The 16868-nt window shown below is 70.7% G+C and carries 10 protein-coding genes and 1 pseudogene; 3 read left to right on the forward strand and 8 right to left on the reverse strand.

All coding sequences use genetic code 11. The features are described 5' to 3' along the window. The first annotated feature begins 2 nt into the window (after positions 1-2). Together BLU81_RS25030 and BLU81_RS25035 are read left to right on the forward strand one after the other, a co-directional pair. A complete protein-coding gene (locus BLU81_RS25030) occupies positions 3-1298 on the forward strand; it encodes a DUF58 domain-containing protein (RefSeq protein ID WP_092546902.1) in 1296 nt (431 codons plus the stop codon). Then, positions 1295-3736, forward strand: coding sequence for a transglutaminase TgpA family protein (locus BLU81_RS25035; RefSeq protein WP_092546903.1), 2442 nt, complete (start codon positions 1295-1297; stop codon positions 3734-3736). The genes BLU81_RS25030 and BLU81_RS25035 overlap by 4 nt, the downstream gene beginning before the upstream one ends. Before the next feature lie 474 nt (positions 3737-4210). Here BLU81_RS25035 and BLU81_RS25040 read toward each other — a convergent pair whose 3' ends face one another. The 8 genes and pseudogenes from BLU81_RS25040 to BLU81_RS25075 all read right to left on the reverse strand — a co-directional run bounded on the left by BLU81_RS25040 (position 4211) and on the right by BLU81_RS25075 (position 15390). Then, entirely contained in the window at positions 4211-4600 is a 390-nt protein-coding gene (locus tag BLU81_RS25040; protein WP_092546904.1) for a DUF3040 domain-containing protein, read from the reverse strand. A gap of 316 nt (positions 4601-4916) precedes the next feature. Further along, positions 4917-6176 carry an alkaline phosphatase family protein gene (locus BLU81_RS25045; protein ID WP_231953497.1) on the reverse strand — a complete coding sequence of 420 codons (1260 nt, stop codon included), beginning with the start codon at positions 6174-6176 and terminating at the stop codon, positions 4917-4919. Positions 6177-6358: 182 nt separating this feature from the next. After that, positions 6359-7102, reverse strand: a complete 744-nt coding sequence (locus BLU81_RS25050) for a methyltransferase (RefSeq protein WP_092546906.1) — start codon at positions 7100-7102, stop codon at positions 6359-6361. 140 nt (positions 7103-7242) lie between these two features. Further along, a complete protein-coding gene (locus tag BLU81_RS25055; RefSeq protein ID WP_231953498.1) occupies positions 7243-7599 on the reverse strand; it encodes an SSI family serine proteinase inhibitor in 357 nt (118 codons plus the stop codon). A 19-nt stretch (positions 7600-7618) separates the two neighbouring features. Then, on the reverse strand, positions 7619-10936 hold the full coding sequence (locus BLU81_RS25060; RefSeq protein WP_092546908.1) for an error-prone DNA polymerase: 3318 nt from the start codon (positions 10934-10936) through the stop codon (positions 7619-7621). Between the two features lie 90 nt (positions 10937-11026). Next, positions 11027-13054, reverse strand: a complete 2028-nt coding sequence (locus tag BLU81_RS25065) for a DNA polymerase Y family protein (RefSeq protein ID WP_373873298.1) — start codon at positions 13052-13054, stop codon at positions 11027-11029. Positions 13055-13589: 535 nt separating this feature from the next. After that, positions 13590-14043, reverse strand: a pseudogene (locus tag BLU81_RS25070) (hypothetical protein); the annotation flags it as partial. Between the two features lie 945 nt (positions 14044-14988). Beyond that, on the reverse strand, positions 14989-15390 hold the full coding sequence (locus tag BLU81_RS25075) for an SAV_6107 family HEPN domain-containing protein (RefSeq protein ID WP_373873299.1): 402 nt from the start codon (positions 15388-15390) through the stop codon (positions 14989-14991). 851 nt (positions 15391-16241) lie between these two features. Between BLU81_RS25075 and BLU81_RS25080 the strand changes: the two genes are divergently transcribed. Next, positions 16242-16829 (forward strand): DUF4396 domain-containing protein, encoded by a 588-nt coding sequence (locus tag BLU81_RS25080; RefSeq protein ID WP_092546910.1) that lies wholly within the window; start codon positions 16242-16244, stop codon positions 16827-16829. The last annotated feature ends 39 nt before the right edge of the window (positions 16830-16868 follow it).

Here is a 16868-nt window from a genome sequence, read left to right on the forward strand (position 1 = left end):
GCATGCGGGAGGCGCTGCGGGGACTCACCACGCGCGGCCGCTCGTTCCTCGCCGCGGCACTCGCCGCGGCGGTCTCCGCCCTCATCCTCGGCGAGCGTGACCTGCTCCGGGTCGCGGTGCTGCTGGCCGTGTTGCCGCTGCTCGCCGCCTGGTATGTCGGCCGGAGCCGCTACAAGCTGGCCTGCACCCGGACGCTGGAACCGGCCCGGGCCCCGGTCGGGTCGAGCGCGCGGGTCGTCCTGCGGCTGCAGAACCTGTCCCGGTTGCCGACCGGCACGATGCTCCTGGAGGACCGGCTGCCGTACGCACTGGGCAGCCGTCCCCGGGTGGTGCTGGAGCGGCTGGGCGCGCACCAGGCCAGCTCGGTGGCGTACACGGTGCGGGCCGACATCCGGGGCCGCTACTCGATCGGCCCGCTGATGGTCCGGCTCACCGACCCGTTCGGGCTGTGCGAGCTGACCCGGTCGTTCCCGAGCATCGACAAGCTCACCGTGATCCCACAGGTCACGCCGCTTCCCCGGGTCCGGCTGGCCGGGGAGTACGCCGGCACCGGCGAGAGCCGGGCCCGCTCGGTCGCGGTGCACGGCGAGGACGACGCGGCCACCCGGGAGTACCGGCGCGGCGACGACCTGCGCCGGGTGCACTGGCGGTCCACCGCCCGCACCGGTGAGCTGATGGTCCGCCGCGAGGAGCAACCCTGGGAGAGCCGGGCCACCGTGGTCCTGGACACCCGGGGTTACGCGCACCGTGGCGAGGGCCCGACGGCGAGCTTCGAGTGGGCCGTCTCGGCGGCCGCCAGCATCGCGGTCCACCTGCGCGAGAGTGGTTACAAGCTGCGGCTGGTGACCGGCTCGGGCATCGACATCGACGCCGCCGAGTCCGGCGGGGAGGGCCTGATCCTGGACACCCTGGCCGATGTGAAGGCGGAACCGAACGGCGACCTGTCGTCCCTGGTCGAGCATGTCCGGCGGCGCAGTGACGGCGGGCTGGTGATCGGCCTGTTCGGCGCCCTGACGGTCGCCGAGTCGGAGCTGCTCGGCCAACTGCGGGGCAACGGTGCGACCTGCATCGGCTTCACCATCGACAGCTCCACCTGGGTGCCGTCGTCCGGCAACGCGCCGGAAGCCGACCGGGAGCACGCGGAGGCGTCGATGGCGCTGGTGCGCAGCGGCTGGAAATCGGTGCCGGTGACACACGGCGACACCCTTCCGGCACTGTGGCCGAGCGTGGCCCGGGGTTCGCAGGGCTTCGCGTACCGCGCGGCGATGGCGGAGACCGTCGGCGGGGTGATCCGATGACCGGCCGACGCCGTCTCGGGCTGGTGGCCGCGGCCGCCACCCTGCTCGCCGCCGCACCGCTGACGGCGATCTTCGAGTCGTGGACCTGGATGCTCCAGTGTCTGCTGGTCGTGATGCTGATCGAGGGCGCGGCGGTCGCCACCCGGACCTTCCGGTTCCCCACCTGGGCCCAGGCGCTCAGCATGGTGATCGCCCTGGTCCTCGCCCTGACCTGGATCTTCCCGGCCGGTGGCGAGATGATCATCCCGCAGCCGAAGACGTTCGCGCACTTCGCCGACCTGATCCAGCAGGCCGGCGAGGAGACCCGGACGTACGGGGTGCCGGTCCCCGACCGCGACGGCCTGCTCTTCATGGCGTCCCTCGGCATCGGTGCGGTCGCCATCCTGGTGGACCTGCTCACCGCGGTGTTCCGCCGCCCGGCTCTGGCCGGTCTGCCGATGCTCGCCATCTACTCCATCCCGGTCGCCGTCTACCTGGACAGCGTTCCCTCCCTGCCGTTCGTCGTCGGGGCGGCCGGCTTCATGTGGCTGCTCGTCGCCGACAACGTCGACCGGGTGCGCCGCTTCGGCCGCCGGTTCACCGGTGACGGGCGTGACGTCAACGTCTGGGAGCCGTCGCCACTGGCCGCCGCCGGGCGGCGCATCGGCGTGGTCGGCGTGCTGGCGGCGGTGACCCTGCCGCTGGCCGTGCCGACGGTGAGCGGTGGCCTGCTCACCCAGCTGACCCAGAGCGGCCCCGGCGCCGGATCCGGCCAGAACGGCAGCGGTGGCGGGCGGATCAACCTGTTCGCCTCACTCAGCGGCCAGCTCAGCCAGCCCACGACGGTGCCGCTGCTCACCGTGCAGACCAACGAGCCGGAACCGTTCTACCTGCGGTTCGGGGTCGCCGACGTGCTGACCGAGAACGGCTTCGGCAACACGTCACCGAGGGGTGACTCGCTCTCCCAAGGGCTGCCCGATCCCGGCCGGGGTGCGGCCCCGTCGGCGGCGTTCACCGAGTACCGGGCACGGGTCGCGGTCTCCGAGAACCTCCAGCAGAACATGGCACCGCTGTACGCGTACGCCACCGAGGTCGAGAACCTCAACGGCGCGTGGGCGTACGACCAGAACCAGCTGGTCCTGTTCTCCGGCCGGGCCACCACCCGGGCCCAGCAGTACGACGTCACCTACCAGCGGGCCCGCTACACACCCGGGCAGTTGCGGCGGGCCGAGCCGATCGCGGCGGACAGCCCGCAGGTGGCCTACACCGCCACCCCGCCGGACGCCAAGGTCGAGTCCGAGGTGGCCCGGCTGATCAAGGGCGAGACCACGAACTACGACAAGGTCCGCGCGATCTACGACTCGTTCTCGACCAAGAACGGCTTCCGGTACAGCCTGACCACCGGCAGCACCGGAGACGCCTCGGAGATCGCCGCCTTCCTGACCAACAAGGTCGGCTACTGCCAGCAGTACGCGGCGGCGATGGCCTGGATGGTCCGCGCCGCCGGCATCCCGGCCCGGGTGGCGTTCGGCTTCACCCGGGGCACCCCCACCGGTCAGGGTGTCTACACGATCAGCAACCGCAACGCGCACGCCTGGACCGAGGTCTGGTTCGAGGGCTTCGGCTGGGTGCCGTTCGACGCCACCCCGGCCACCGGGGTCTACGGCAACGCCCGGTCCGCCTGGGCCCCCGACGTGGACCAGACCACCGCGGCCCCGACCGTGGGGACCGACGGCAGTTCCGTCGCACCCGACGCGTCGGGTGACCCCGGCGCCGCCAATGGCGCCGGCCCTGCCGACCGGGGCGGCGATGTGAACGGCGCGACCGGCCCGGTCGCCGCGCAGACCAACTGGACCGCCCTGTGGATCGTCGCCGGGCTCACCCTGCTCCTGGCGTTGCTGCTGGTCCCGGCCCTGCGCCGGGTTCTGGTGCGCCGCCGGAGGCACGCCGCCACGGAACCTGCCGCACCCGCTGTCCTGTCGGTCAGCGGGGCCCCCGACGCCGACATCACCGTCACCGGCGCCGTGGGCCAGGCTCGGGAGGACGCACACGCCGCCTGGGACGAACTCATCGACTCGATGATCGACTTCCGGGTGCCGGTCGACCCGACGGAGACCCCGCGGATCACCGCCCAGCGCCTGATCCGTGACTCCGCCCTGACCGGTGAGCCGGCCGAGGCGGCGGAACTTCTGGGCAACGCCGAGGAACGGGCCCGGTACGCGAGGCAGCCCCTCCAGGGCGCCGAGCTGACTTCGGCCCTGTCCCAGGTGCGGGCCGGGATGTCCGCGACGGCTCCCGCCAAGGCCCGGCTGCAGGCCACGCTGCTCCCGCCGTCGGTCCTGCTCGCCTGGCGTCTGGGCGTCGGCGAATGGGCCACCCGGGCAGCGGAACGCCTGACCCGCCTGACCGAGTCGGCGACCCGCTTCAGTCCCCGCCGTTTCCTGAACAGAGCCCGCTGACCCATCACCACCATCGCGGCGCCGTCCTCATCCAGAGGCCGGCGCCGCAGTCACGTCCCCCGGCACGTTCCCAATAGCCACACCCAGCCGCGCCACCGTCGCATGGAAGTCACGCACCCCAAGTCACCACGCTTGCCGCGCCACAGCCATGCGTGGAAAGTTGCGGCGCAATCCGAACCCCAGGTCACCACGCAGGGCAGGTCACCGTTGGGCGTGGAGGGTTGCGGTTCGGAACGCACCCCAGGTCACCACGCAGGGCAGGTCACCGTTGGGCGTGGAAGGTTACGGTCGAAACCGCGCCCCAAGTCACCACACAGGGCAGGCCCTCGGTCGGCGTGGAGGGTTGCGGTTCGGAACGGGCTTTGACTTGCCGCGGTGGGAACGACGACCGCGGTGTGGGGTGGGAACGACGACGGCGGCCGGGTTACGGCCGCCGTTCGTCGGGAGCCGGTCATTGGACCGGCTCGGCCTGGGTCAGCGATGTCCTTCCGGGCGCTGGCGCCACCGGTCCTCGAGGCGTTCGAGGAAGCCGCCGCTCTTGCGGCTTGAGCGGGTGCGCCGCGATGCGGTGCCACCGACCGATTTGAGGTCGGGGGTCTGGACCCGGCGCCGCGACTGCATCGCGAACGCTGCCGAGCCGAGCATCACGACGAATCCGGCCACGCCGAGCGGCGGGTTCTGACTGACGGTCCCGTAGACGACCACGGCCAGACCAAGGACGATCACGAACGCGGCGATGAGGAGCCGGCGCCGTGCGTGGAAACGCGGGTCGTTGGCCCGCACAGCCGAGGCGAACTTGGGGTCCTCGGCAAGCGACCGCTCGATCTGATCGAACAGCCGCTGCTCGTGCTCCGAGAGCGGCACGGCATTCCTCCCCGGGCGCATGTCCGGCCCCGCAGCGGGGTCGGGGTGGTACAGGTGTGGTGATGCGAGACAACCGTCGGCTGCCTTAACACGCAAGTCTACGATCGGGTCGGCGGGTCGGAAAGCGGGACGACCACCGAGTGCGGGTGATTTTCCGTGCCCGTAAGATCGGTTCGTCCCAAAAGACCGATCATCCGGCCGCACAACAGGTCCGTCACGGCAGCATGTGGCCCTGATCACCGCCGGTGACCTGCCTCAACACATGATCCGGAAAGTCGGCACCGGAGGACGGCAAATCGACTGACGCAAATCCACCTTACCGGACGATCAGCAGCGGCACGGTCATCTCGGCCGCGGTGACCGACCCGTGGTAGGCGATCAACTGCCCGGCCCGCTCCGGTTCCCAGCCGGACGCCGCGACGATCACCCGGTTCCGGCAGATGATCACCACGTCGCCGATACGCGCGGCATGCTCCGGCAGCATCCACCCCTGCCCCCACCCAGCGGCAGGCGACGCAGCCCCGGCCCGCTCCCTGAAAGCGGACGACTCCGACCCGGCCCGCTCGCCAAGAGCAGGCCCGGACCAGGCCTCGGCGGGAGCCGTCGGGCCGTACCAGCCCTCGGTGATCGCCTCGTCTCGCGTCAGCACCCAGGCGTCGTCGCCGAGCACCGCGCGGCAGGCGGCCATCACGTCGTCCCGGGCTCCGTCGGCGGTCCACAGGTAGCGCACGCGCGGTTCGCCGGCCACCCCCACGATCCCGGGGCCGAACGCGGTCACGTCGTACCGCCCGTCCGCGAGCGCGTTGAACTGCCCGTGGTCGGCGATCACCAGCAGAGCCGCACCGGACGGCAGGTCGTGGACGATACGGTCCAGGATCCGGTCGACGCCTCGGGCCGCGTCCGCCCAGGCCGGGGAACCGATCCCGTCCTCGTGGCCGGCCTTGTCCAGGTCGGGGTGGTAGCCGTAGACCAGCCCGGGGCCGGAACGCAGGGCCGCCAGCATCCCGTAGGCGACGGCCGTCCCGTCGTCGGCGACGTGGTAACGCCCACCCCGGTTGGCCGCCACACTGAGCCCGGTGCCCTGGTAGAGCCCTCGACTGACCACGGTGACCGGCACCCCGGCGGCCGCCGCGAGTTCCAGAGTGGTGGGCACCGGCTGCCACTGGCGCGGGTCCGGGTCGTCGGCCCAGGCGACGTGGTTGAGCACCCGCCCGTCCGGCCGCCGCACGGTGAAGCCGAGAACCCCGTGCGCGCTGGGCGGCACACCGGTGCCGACGGTGACCAGGCTGACCGGGGTGGTGGAGGGAAAACCGGTGGTCAGGGTACCGCCGCCGAGGTCGCCGAGGACCGGTGCGAGCGGTTTCATCAACGGCAGGTTGTACGCCCCCATACCGTCCACGAGCAGCACACCGATCCGGTCCACCCCGTCGAGACGGCCACCGAGCCCGAGCGAGTCCACCGCCCCGGGCACCCCGAGTACCGCGCACACGCTCGGCATCAGCTCGGCGAGACTGCCACTCCCATAGGCCGGAGTGACGACCCGGAACGCCTCATCCGCAAGACCATCCGGAGGCACCGTGAAAGCAAACCCGCCCGCGGGCATCGCGGAGGCAGAACCGCCTGCGGGCGTCGTCGAGGCAGAACCGTCCGCAGATGTCGTCAGGGCAGAACCGTCCGCGGGCGTCGTCGAGGCAGAACCGTCCGCGGGTATCGCGGCGGAGGAACCAGGAGACGACCCCGGCGGGACGGCGGGCCCGGTCATGACCGGCGGGCGAACAGGTGCAGCTGGGAGGCGATGTCCCGGAACGGTTCCCGGGCACTGAGTGCGATCTCCAACTCCAGAACCGCTTGCGAGTCCTCCTCCAGGACCGTGGCGGGCAACAGGTCGGCGATCACTCGTACGCCATGGGTCTCCTCGACCTGGAGCCCGGCGCCGGTGAGCAGCTCGGCCGCCCCGGCCGCGTCGTAACGCCGGAGCAGGGTGTCGCGCGGCCCGGCCCGGCCCGCCGGATCGGTGACCAGCGCGGCCGCCGCCCGCAGATGCCCGTTGACGGCCCGGCCGAGGATCGCCGCGGCCCGGCTCGCGACCAGCACGCTGACCGCGCCGCCGGGACGGAGCGCCGCGGCGACGGCGGAGACCACACCGGACGGATCGTCGACGACCTCGAGGACCGAGTGGCAGAGGATGAGGTCGGCGCTGGCCGGCTCGACGAGGGAGGCGAGTGCGTCGCCGTCACCCTGCACGGCCCGGACCCGATCGGCGACTCCGGCGTCGGCGGCGCGGCGGGTGAGGGCGGCGAGCGCGTCGGGACTGGCATCGATCACGGTGACCCGGTGGCCGGCTTCGGCGAGTGGCACGGCGAATCCACCGGTCCCGCCGCCGACATCGAACACGGTCAGCTCGCGGCCGTCCTGCCGCTGCAGTTCACGCCGGAGCACGGCCCAGACGGCGGCAGTGCGGGCCGTGACGTGCGGGCGGCCGGTGCGCGCAGAAGTTTCCACGCCAGCAGCCTAACCGCCGCGCCAACCACATACCGGGATCGGCATCCCCGCCGGCGAGGGGTCAGAACTGCCAGCGAAGGGTCGGAACTGCCAGCGACGAGTCCGAACTGCCGGCGCGGGGTCGGAACTGGAGTCGGGAGTCAGAACTGGAACAGCACCCCGGTAGCCCGGCTCATCTCGCAACTGTTGCCGTACGTGCGCTGCCATTTCACCGGACGGCCCCGCCACGTGCCGTGCAGGCGTGCGGTGACCGGCTGGTAGAGCAGGACGCAGAGCGAATCCCCGCCTTCAAGCCGGGCCGGGTCGCCGCCGATCCGGCGCAACACGGCGCAGGCCTCGTCCGCTCGCGGATGGCCGCCGCCGGTGGGCCCGCAGGTGAGCCGCACCTTCTTGTCCGCATAGGTGAAGGTGAGGCGGGAGTCGGCCGCGGCCGCCGGGCCCGCCGTGCCGCTGAGTACGGCGAGCACCGTGGCGAGGACGGTCATCATTCGGAGCATGCTGCACCCTATAACCGATTTATCGGAAATCTCGTGATGTGGACACTACCGGGGGAGAGACCGCGTCCAACCGGTCCGCCACCAGGTTGAGCACTGTCCCCACCTTCTCCAGACGGCCCCGCACCAACAGGGCCGTGCTGGTCCGGGCCACCTTCCGGTAGCGCTGCCACAACCCCGGCGAGCAGGTCACGTTGAGCATCCCGGTCTCGTCCTCCAGGTTCACGAACGTCACCCCGCCCGCGGTCGCCGGCCGCTGCCGGTGCGTGACGATCCCGCCGACCCGGATCCGGGTGCCGGACTCCACCTCGGCCAGCCGCCCGATCGGCAGCGCCCCGGCCCGGTCCAGTTCGGCCCGCAGGAACCGGGCCGGATGCGTCTCCGGCGACAACCCGGTCGCCCACACGTCCGCGACCAGCACGTCCACGTCACTCATGCCGGGCAGCGTGGGCGCCTCGGTGCCGGTCACCGTCCCCGGCAGCCGGTCCGGCCGGTCCTGCGACGCCGCCCCGGCAGCCCAGAGCGCTTCCCGGCGGGACAACCCGAAACTCGCGAAGGCGTCCGCGGTGGCCAGGGCCTCCAGATGGCCGGTGGAGCAGCCGGTACGCCGCGCGAGATCCGTCATCGACTGATAAGGACCATGGGTACGCCGCTCCTGCTCGATCTTCTCGGCAAGCTCGGCCCCGATCGTCCGGATCCGGGACAGCCCCTGCCGCACCACCGGCCCACCCAGCCCCCACACCTGCGGCGGCTCCCCCACCGCGGCCCGGTGCCGGCTCTGCGGCGTCGTCTCCAGAGTCGCCGCCGCGTCACTGAGGTTGATGTCCGGCCGCCGCACCTCGACACCGTGCCGGCGCGCGTCGTCGACCAGCGTCTGCGGCGAGTAGAACCCCATCGGCTGGGCGTTGAGCAGGGCCGCGCAGAAGGCCGCCGGGTGGTAACGCTTCAGCCAGGCACTCGCGTACACCAGGTAGGCGAAGCTCATCGAGTGGCTCTCCGGGAAGCCGTAACTGGCGAACGCGGAGAGCTTGACGAAGAGTTCGTCGGCGAGCGCTCCGGTGATCCCGTTGGCAGCCATCCCCTCGTACAGTCTGTTTCTGATCATCTCCATCTTCGCCATCGACCGCTTCGAGCCCATGGCGCGGCGCAACTCGTCGGCCCCGGCCGGGTCGAAACCGGCGACGTCGATCGCCAACTGCATCAACTGCTCCTGGAAGAGCGGCACCCCGAGGGTCTTGGCCAGCGCGTTCGCCATCAGGGGATGCGGCACGTCAGGTTTCTCCAAACCGTTCTTACGGCGGATGTACGGGTGGACCGAGCCGCCCTGGATCGGCCCCGGGCGAATCAGTGCCACCTCGATCACCAGGTCGTAGAACTCCCGGGGTTTGAGCCGGGGCAACGTGGCCATCTGGGCGCGGCTCTCCACCTGGAAGACCCCGACCGAGTCGGCCCGGCACAGCATCTCGTAGACCTCGGGGTCGTCCAGCGGCATCGTCCCGATGTCCAGCTCGTCGTCGATCAGGTCGTAGGCGTAGTGCAGCGCCGACAGCATCCCCAGCCCGAGCAGGTCGAACTTGACCAGGTCGACGGCGGCGCAGTCGTCCTTGTCCCACTGGAGCACGGTGCGGCCCGGCATCCGGCCCCACTCGACCGGGCAGACCTCGATGATCGGCCGGTCGCAGATGACCATGCCGCCGGAGTGGATGCCCAGGTGCCGGGGAAAGTCCTGGACCTCGGTGGCGAACGCCGCCACGTGGTCCGGAATGTCACTGTCGGCGGAGGCGACGTCCCCCCATCGGTCGATCTGCTTGCTCCAGGCGTCCTGTTGGCCCGGGGAGAACCCGAACGCCCGCGCCATGTCCCGGACCGCCGACCGGGGCCGGTAGGAGATCACGTTGGCGACCTGGGCGGTGTGCTCCCGGCCGTACTTGCGGTAGACGTACTGAATGACCTCCTCCCGCCGGTCCGACTCGATGTCGACGTCGATGTCCGGCGGGCCGTCGCGTTCCGGAGTGAGGAATCGTTCGAACAGCAGCCGATGTTTCACCGCGTCGACATTGGTGATGAAAAGCGCGAAACAGACGGCTGAATTGGCGGCCGAACCACGCCCCTGGCAATAGATGCGATTGTCCCGGCAGAACTGGACGATGTCGTACACGACCAGGAAATAACCGGGGAAACCAAGCTCGTCGATCATGCGTAACTCGTACTCGATCTGCTCGTAGGCCCTCGGGTTCTCGCCGTACCGTGCACGCGCGCCGTCCATGGTCAGCTTCCGCAGCCAGCTCATCTCGGTGTGCCCCGGCGGCACCGGATGGTCGGGCAGCCTGGGGGCCACCAGATCCAGGCTGAAAGCCAGGTCACGGCCGTACATGGCGGCGTTCGCCACCGCGCCCGGATAGTCGGCGAACCGGCGCGCCATCTCCGCACCACTGCGCAGATGGGCGGTCCCGGCAGCGGGCAGCCAGCCGTCCATCTCATCCAGACTCCGCCGGGCCCGCACCGCCGACAGGGCCGTCGCCAGGCGCCGCCGCGACGGGGTCGCGTAATGCACGTTGTTCGTCGCCACCACCTCCAGACCACGGCTCCGGGCCAGGGCGAAAAGAGCGTCATTACGATCGCCGTCGTACGGGTCACCGTGATCGGTCAACTCCACGACCACGTTCGGGCGGCCGAAGTTCGACACCAGACGGTCCAGTTCGTACGCCGCCCGCTCCGGGCCCTCCGTCGTCAGCGCCAGCGGAACAGTGCCCTTGCGGCAGCCGGTCAGCACCAGGACGTGATCCCGCAACAGTTCCGCCACCTGCTCCACACCGCCGTAGTCGGGACGACCCTTCTCCCCGCCCCGCAACTGGGCCTCGGAGATCACCCGGGCCAGCCGGGCGTACCCCTCGTGCCCGTGCGCCAGCGCCAGCAGATGCGGCCCTGAAGGATCCGGCTCGCCACTGCGCGGCCGGGTCAGCCCCACCGACAATTCGGCACCGAAGATCGTGGGAAGACTCAGCTCACGGGCTGCCTGCGAGAACCGGACCACCCCGTAGAAGCCGTCATGGTCGGTGACCGCCAGCCCTGTCAGCCCCAGCCGGGCCGCTTCCTCGGCCAGTTCCTCCGGGTGGCTGGCGCCGTCCAGGAAACTGAAGTTGGTGTGACAGTGCAGCTCCGCGTAGTCCACCCGGCTCTCGGCCCGGACCAGGGCCGGAGCCCGGTAGGGTTCCCGTTTCCGTGTCCAGGCCGGCGAATCCCCACCGTCCCCCTCCACCGCCAGCGGATCCACCACCGCCGTCCCGGACAGTGCCGCCTCCAACTGCCGCCACGGAATGTCCGGGTTGCTGAAGCCCACCGCTACTCACCGCACCCTTCACAGCCCTGGCCTGCCCGGGATCGCTCAGTCATTCGGTGGCACGGCGAACGCTGAGCCGGCATGAATCGCTCAGTCATAAACGGCCTCGACCATCCACCGGCCGCCGGCCAGCGACAGCAACAGGGCCCTGCCGTCCTCCACCACCATCTGGAACCGGGCCCGGCGGCGCGCCTCGGACGCCGCCCACCAGCGCTCATCCACCGGCCACGGCCCCGCCCACCCGGTGATCGCGACCGGTGCCCGCCGGTCGATCCGCAGCATCACCGGTGTGCCGGACAACTCCAGCCGGGCACTGACCATCACCGGCTGCCCGTCCTCGTCATGAACCGCCGCCGGCAGCGGATGCGGCAACACGATCGCCGGCGACGGTTTCGGAAGCCGCCCCGGCCACGGCGGCGACTCGGGCGGCCGGGCCGTGCGCCCACCGGCCCGCCGCTTCCGCCCGACCTCGATCATGGTGAACCCGTCAATCCCGGCCCCCGCCCCGGCGGCCCGGTTCTCCTCCGGTCTCATCTCCATCCGCTGAGCGGGCGGCCCACCCCGGCTCATCTCATCCCTGACCAGCCGCAACGCACTCTTCCCCGCGCCGTTCTCCCGTGATGCCTCCTCCGCCGGAAGTCCTTCACCCGGCTCGATCCTCGCCGTCCACTCCAGACGCAACGGCGGACGGTTCGCCCGGCCGAGAACCGGAACCGTCTCGACCCCGGGAATCGGATCCGTGTGTTCCGCGGCCGGGCGCCGCGGCACCCGCTCATCACCCCAGGGCACCAGCCGCACCTGGTCGTCCCCCGACCGGCCACCACCGATCACCGGCGTCAGCACCGACTCCGGCCCGAGCAGCCCCTGCACCCGGCTGAACGCCCGATGCGCCCGGTCCCGCTCGTCTCCCGCTTCACCCCACAGCCCCGGTTGCAGCCCGACATGAGCGAGCACCCCGTCCGGAACGAGCCGCAACCGAACCAGTCCCGCGGTGGGCCCCGCCACCTGCCCCCGCCGCGCCCCGGTGAGCCAGCCGTCCAACTGCCACCGAACCCGCTCAGCGATGGCCGCCGACGTCAGCAGCCCGTCATGCCGCCACACCCGGAACAGTTCCCGCCCGTCAGCCGTCACCGCTTCGATGCCGAGACGGGTGCAGGCCAGCCCGTACGCCGCAAGTCGCTCGTGCAACCGCTCAGCCAGGACCTTCCCCGCGAACGCCGCCACGTCGACCCGCTCGAGCACCTCGTCGTAGGTCTCCTCCACCGCGAGATCCGGAGGCGGCCGCCGCACCGCGAGCGGCCGGTGATCAGCCCCCGAGGCCAGCCGGTGAGCCAGCGCCCCGTCGAACCCGAACCGGCTCAGCACATCCCCCGGCGGCAGAGCCGCGAAATCCCCGAGATTCTTGATCCCGAGCCGCTTCAGGAGGTCGGTGAGTTGTGGTTGTTCAAGGCTTTCGATCGGTACGCCGGACAGGAAGTCCCGACTGCCGCCCGCTTCCACGACACGCCCGGTCCGGGCCGCGATCCCCGCCGCGAACATTCCGTCAGCGATCCCGATCTGGCTCTCCACCGCACAGGCGACCGCGATCTGCTCGATGATCCGCTCAGCGGCGGCTTCCTCCCCACCGAAATACCGGGACGGCCCCCGAGCCGCCACCGCGCAGACCCCGGGCCGCAGCACTTCCACTCCGGCGACGACTTCTTCAACAGCGGCCACCACCGGTTCGAAGGCCCGCGCATCCCGCCCCGGATCATGCTCGACGACCACGAGCTGCGGACAGCGCCCTTGAGCTTCCCGCCGCCGCAGCCCTCGCCGAACCCCTTCCCGCCGAGCCGCCTCCGAACAGGCGAAAACCCGATTCCCCGACATCACCGCCACCGCCCCCAGGCCCGCCGGAGACGCCCCGAGTGGTGAGCCGGGCCGCGATGCGAACCCCACCTCACCACGCGGATCGGCCCCGACGCCTTGCCGGCGAGACGTCCCCAGCCCTCTCGATCCGCCCGGCGCCCCCCAGCCGCCCGCCGGAGCCTCCGGACTTCCCGCCTCTCCCGCGATCTCAGCCGCGACCACAGGCCAATCAGGGCACCAGACCAGCAGAGTACGAACCCCGGCCTCCACTACACCACCGCCCCCGACACGCCCCCACCAGCCCCGAAGGATCCCGAAGCCCTCACAAAACCCCAGGCAGAGAACACTTCCCCGGCAGAACGACCAAAGGCCGCAGCTCCCACTCCGGCATACCTGGAGAACACCTCTCCCCAGACCCGCAACAGTCCTGAAAAGCCAGCCCTCGCAAGGCCCGACGGCTTCTCCCCCACAAGCCCTGGAGAAAAGACGGCAAGACCAGCCACCGGCCTCCTCGACGTCAGCCCTGACAGAACAGCGGCGTGAGCCTTTCCCGCCGACTCCGGACAGACGACAGCGAAACCGACTGGCGGGCTCTCCTCAGCCGGGCCAGGGGAGACCACTACGCGACCCGCTGCGGGATCGTTCTCCGCCAGACCAAAGAAAGCGGTAGGAGGAACGGATGCCGAGGTCTTCTCCGCCGGACGTGGTATCGCCCGCGGTTCCTCAGTGGAACGCGACCGGCGGCGAGGTGCGGGATCTTCGGATCGCGGTGGGGCTGGCGGAATGGGATCGTGCCGGATCGTGGTGCCCGGCATCCACATGGTGATCTCGCGGGGCCGAGCAGCCGAACCCCGCCCACGAGCCAGAACGGTGACCTCCCGCCGCCGCAGCCGCCCCCGCCCGGAACCGAGCCCTTCCCAATGCCCAGACCCGACCTGGAGGCTGATGTCCGCCCCCACCCAGTCACCGAACGGCACCAGCACACTCCCCCGCTGCCGCGCCCGAGCCGCCAGCCGGCTGACGATCGACGCCGAAACCGGCCCCGGAACAGCCACAACCACCAGATCCACCCCGTCGATCAACGCAGCGACAACAATGGCCCAGTCCGGCCCCGGTTCCGGCACAAGAGCAAGCCGCTCCAACACGACGCCACTCTCAGCCGCAGCCAGCGCCCCCAGAGCCGGCACACCCACCACCGCACACCAGGCCCCGTTCCGCGAGGCCGCAGCGATAAGCCCCAACATCAACGAGGTCCCCCCACCTGCCGAAATCCCCGGTCCCACTGGCTTTCCTCCACGGACCAGGACATCCCCCTCCGCCGGCCTCCACCCACCAGCCGAGGTCTCCCGTCTCGTCGAAGCTTCCCGATAGGCAGAGGCAACGCCACCAGAAGCAGCATCGCCAAAAGCGGTGCCACCAGAAGCAGCGTCGGTAAAGGCAGCCCCAGCAGAAGCAAGACCAGTGGAAGCAGTTCCAGCAGAAAGGTTCCGTCCGGGCGCGACAGAGACGGTGCTGCCCCGGCGCAGTCCGCGTCCCGGCAACAACCAAGCCAGTTCGTCAGCCACCGGCAGCATGCGGTCCACGTCCGTCTCGCCGGTCCCGGTAGCCGTCCGGACCATCCCCGCAAGCGCGACCGCACCGCTGCTCATGCGCCCTGCCACGTCATGCCCCGCTCTGTTGCTTCCCCGAAAACCCGCCGAACAGCAATCTCCACTCCGCAAGACCCGACCCGGCACCACTCGCCCGGACATAGACCGAGGCCACCGGGTGCAAAGCTCGAAAGGCCGACGCTGAAGGCCTGTCCCCAGGGCTCGCCCCGCAGTGCTCGTCTCCGCGGGGATCACCCCCGTTAGAGGTGGCCCCTGAAACCGGCCGTTGGAGAGCAGGTTTCTACGAGAACCGGCTCTACGAAAATCGGCTCTTCAAGAACTGGCTCTTCAAGAACTGGCTCTTACGGAAGTCGGGTTCCTCGGCAGGCCGGGGATGACCACTCCGTCTCTGCTATCTGCTCCTGGCCACTCCGCAGCGTGCTGGGGAGTGCAGCCAGGTAAAACTCGCTGGGACGAAGCGGGCCGCAGAGAGAAGCGAGATAAATCGGGTCGCCGCGAGGAACGAGGTGGACCGGGGCTCCGAGAGGAACGAGGTGGAACCGGGCGCTGGGAGGAACGAGACAAAGTGGGCCGCCGGGTGCGTGGATCGTGTGGTCATGCGGCTAGGCGGGGCTGGTAGGACAAGCCCAGGGAGGACTCGGCGACCGCTACGAACTGCTCGGCCGCGCGCACCAAGTCGTCGGCCTCTCGGGCGCTGACCACGTGGGGGATTCCGGCTTCGGCGGCGGCTCGTTTGCCGGCGCCCAGAGCGAAGTAGCCGGCCCACTCGCTGAACTCCGGCGCCACCATGACCAGCAGTGACCACACACTTGTCGCTCTGGTTCGGCGTCCGCGTGGGGCCGGGCGTGCCCGGGCGGCGAGCAGAGCGGCCGCCGCGCGCAAAGCGGCCATGTGCGCCGTCGCGTAGCGCAGACCGTCAGGAGTGGTGTGCACCGCCTCGTCCAAGCCCTCTCGCGCCATGGCCAGCAGCTGGGTGGGTGTGCGGTGGGGCAGCATGTGAGCCGGAACCGTGGGAGCCTCCGCCCCGCCACCCGGCACAGGTGCGGGGCCGATATGCGAAGCCGACACGACCGGACTCGGCAGGCTGACGGGCTGGCCGGAACGGGATGCAGCGGCAGCGGGGTCGAGCGAACCGAGCACCCGGGCCGAAGACGGTGCGACGGCAGCGGGGTCCGGCGAGCTGAGTGGCTGGGCCGGGGAAGGCGTGGTGGCAGGGCGCGCTGGGCTGGGGACCAGGGTGGGGTGCGTCAGGCCGGGAAGTGCTGTCAGGCCTGGGGCCGGGGTACTAGCCATCGTGTTTCTCCTCGCCTGTTCCGCATCCGACGTGTGGGTCGAACCGATCCGCTGCGGAGGAAGACGCAGCATGTTGCCCGGCAGAAGCCGGAGCCGGGGCTCCAACGGGCGGCCGGAGCCCCGGCAGGTGACCTTCAGGGTCACCCAGCGGTCAACCGGCCAGGCGCGAAGCTTCCCCACACCACGCCCGGCCGGCACCGCCGGCGGGTCCGTCGCCCGCCACCGGGGGTCGGGGGTGGCGAGCGACGGCCTGCCTTCACAACGGGCCCGGACCCGCGAATGCCCGGACCACTCGCACGGCGCTTCGCAGGCGCCGCACCCGGGAGGCGAGCCGCGAAACACGCTCCCGGAGCCGAACGAACACTCTTTCGAACATCCGTTCTAACTAGGCAGAGACTAACACCCCCCTACGACAAGAACGCAACCTTCGACGTGCCTCGCCGCCAGCTTTTTCGAACGGATGATCGACAACTCGGCCCGAAGCCCGAACACCCCGCCCGCTTCCCGCAAATACCCCCAGGGGGTATATTCAGCGGTGTCGTGAAGGAGGCCCCATGAGTCATGACAGCCACGCAGCCGAGCACAGCCACGCCGGGCCGGCGAAAAGGACCGAGCCAAGGGAAGAGATCGGGCCAGAAGAAGAGACCGAGCCGGAAAAGACGGCCGGGACCGGGAAGACGGCCGGGACCGGGAAGACGGCCGGGACCGGGTTATGGCGGATGGCGGTTCAGGCCACCCTGCACTGCCTCACCGGATGTGCGATCGGTGAAGTCCTCGGCATGGTGATCGGTACTGCGCTGGGCTGGAGTTCCGGGCCCACCGTGGTGCTGGCCGTGGTGCTGGCGTTCGTGTTCGGATACGCGCTGACCATGCGGCCTCTACTGAGCGCCGGCCTCGGTGTCCGTGACGCGCTGAAGGTGGCCCTGGCAGCGGACACCGTGTCGATCGCGGTCATGGAGGTCGTCGACAACGCGGTAGTGATCGCCGTCCCCGGTGCGATGGCGGCGGGGCTGGACGGTCCGCTGTTCTGGCTGTCGCTCGCCGGTGCCCTGGCGGTGGCTTTTGCCCTGACCGTGCCGGTCAATCGGTGGCTGATCTCCCGGGGCCGGGGCCATGCGGTGATTCATCGACACCACCATTGAACGGGCCACCACAAAGAGGATCGAACCACCAGTGTGGAC

The organism is Actinoplanes derwentensis, from assembly GCF_900104725.1.
Taxonomy (GTDB): Bacteria; Actinomycetota; Actinomycetes; order Mycobacteriales; family Micromonosporaceae; genus Actinoplanes; species Actinoplanes derwentensis.